This window comes from Pseudomonadota bacterium, from assembly GCA_026388215.1.
GTDB lineage: Bacteria > Desulfobacterota > Syntrophorhabdia > Syntrophorhabdales > Syntrophorhabdaceae > JAPLKF01.
On sequence record JAPLKF010000273.1, the window covers coordinates 1 to 2,224 of the forward strand.

General features: G+C 40.3%; 3 protein-coding genes. All 3 read right to left on the bottom strand.

What is annotated here, in order from left to right:
• Positions 1 to 1,249 (bottom strand): hypothetical protein (locus NTU69_12630; protein ID MCX5804350.1); only part of this gene is annotated, 1,249 nt, incomplete at its 3' end.
• Positions 1,246 to 1,554, bottom strand: coding sequence for a hypothetical protein (locus tag NTU69_12635; GenBank protein MCX5804351.1), 309 nt, complete (start codon positions 1,552 to 1,554; stop codon positions 1,246 to 1,248). The genes NTU69_12635 and NTU69_12630, both read right to left, overlap by 4 nt.
• 3 nt (positions 1,555 to 1,557) lie before the next feature.
• On the bottom strand, positions 1,558 to 2,224 hold a 667-nt coding region (locus NTU69_12640), incomplete at its 5' end, for an A24 family peptidase (GenBank protein ID MCX5804352.1).

A 2,224-nucleotide genomic window follows, 5' to 3' on the forward strand; every position in this document is an offset into this window, starting at 1 on the left:
TATTAGTTGAAGGACCAAGGTTTTTAAAATATCTCACTATCTCATAGAACATCTCACTTATAGGGTCGTAGGACTTGTATCCATTCGCATAAGCAAATTTATTTATATAGTTGATTACCCCACTATACGTAGCACCTGTTATATTATCTGGATTATTCTTAAAGGTTCCATCTGTGTTTATCTCAGCCTCTGGATTAGTACATCCGTTCGGGTCAGTACATTCCACCAGACTCCCACCGCTATCATGGTATTTAAGACCATAGGGGATCTTGTTTGCAATCCATTTTATGTTTGCCCTTATTATCCCGCCGTCCCTTGTTAGATCTGCATTACTTCTCATTGCATAGGATATGAGGCCAAACCTCATGGCCCTCGCGTAGTGCTGTAACAAACCTTCTGGTTTGTTGTTCGATGGATTACAATTTGATTCAAGGCCAACACCTGTATCACATACCTTAATCCTGAGGTTATATGCCCCATCCACATGGGTAGCGCCTGATGTTGTAGGAAAACGAGCCTCACCAGTACCACTTTCCTTCACCGTGCAATCTGCATTATTACATACAGAGAAGCCATTTGCATGACGCACTATATATTTTGTCCCGGTGAACGGTATGTAGGAACTGGTATAATTCTCTATCTTTTTCATAGGGAACCATGAATCACCTGTACCAAGGGTCTGTCTTGCCCCGAGAAGTATGGTAGTCGAAGAGGAGTCGGGACTACCCTCCCTGTTTCCACCTGTCATTGACTTCCTGAACCCATCTATGGCCATCATGGTAGCCCAGTTTAAAAAGTTGCCGCTCCATGCACTACTGCACTGATGATTGCTCGTAGTAGTTGAAGGCACAAATCCGCCACTTGCACCGCTCCCTGTATATGTATAACACTTATTGGGATTAAAATATCCGTTGTAATCTGTTGTATTACTATAACATGCTTGTGTGCTCGAGAATCTGCTCACATTCCTGCCACTTTCAGTAGTTCTACAAGTTGATGGGTTACATCCATACGCGGGGCTATCAGTGGCAGGGTCACCTGTACACGTAATATCAGGATACATTGCACCCTGCATGGGTGTTTCGATAGAAAGCATGATCATGACATTGGGGGGGACTGATGTAGAGACAAATGGAGGGATATTACAGTAATCTGTCATTGTAGCCTGTCCCAAACAAGAAGAAGGGGTTATGAAGGATAGGATGACTGCTATAATTAATATGGGTATTATATGACAAAGCCCTTTCATTGATGCACCTCCAAGATCACAATGTGAGAAACTGCCCCCTTCTCAATATATATCCTCGCCTTATTAATAAAACCAACACCTGTTATATCGTCAAGGGTCATCTCTTGACCCCTTTCAGAATCTAATGTTAACCTCACATTTTTTGCAATAGGATACTCTTTTCCGTCAATCCACAGAGAATCCTCGGTAATAACAGATACCCAGCCTTCGATAGTAGGGGTTACCTGTGCACTCGTATTAATTAATGGAAATATTAAGAAGAGACATATAGTCAAAAAAACCAATACTGAATAAAAACCTTTCATATCCTATCTCCTTGATAAAATATTAAAAAAAAAACGAATAAGGATGTCCCCTCCATATATGTATATAAGCGCCCCAAGTGAAAGAAATGGTCCAAAGGGAATAGCGTATTTTGTCCCCTCCCCTTTTATTAGCATCAATGGTATACCCACGATGGTTCCCAAAAGAGAACCTGACATAAGGCTGAATACAACCCCCTTTATACCGCAGAAAGAACCTATCATCGCAAGGAGCTTGATATCGCCACCGCCCATGCCTTCCCTTTTAGCAAAGAATTTATAAACCACTGCAATAATAAAAAGGATACCGCCACCAACCAAAACCCCATAAAGGGCATCGAGAAAACCAAACTTTGGTTCCATGTAACGAAAAAGTGGCCTTACAAAGGACAACAGAAAACCAAAAATCAACCCGCCGATGCTTAAAATATCAGGTATAATCTTAAAATCTAAATCTATGAAGGATATGGCAATCAGAAGGCATATAAAAACCATGTTTACAAAAAATTCAAAAGTAAATCCAAACTTTCTGTAAAGGATTAAAAATAATAGGGCCGTTAAAAGTTCAATTAGCGGGTATCTTATCGATATCTTTGATGCGCAGTATCTGCACTTACTTCTGAGCAAAATATAGCTTACAATAGGTATATTGTCGTAAAATTTTATTGGTTTT

Coding starts and splice junctions, on each gene's coding strand:
- NTU69_12635 (MCX5804351.1), bottom strand. CDS start 1,554: ATGAAAGGTTTTTATTCAGTATTGGTTTTTTTGACTATATGTCTCTTC.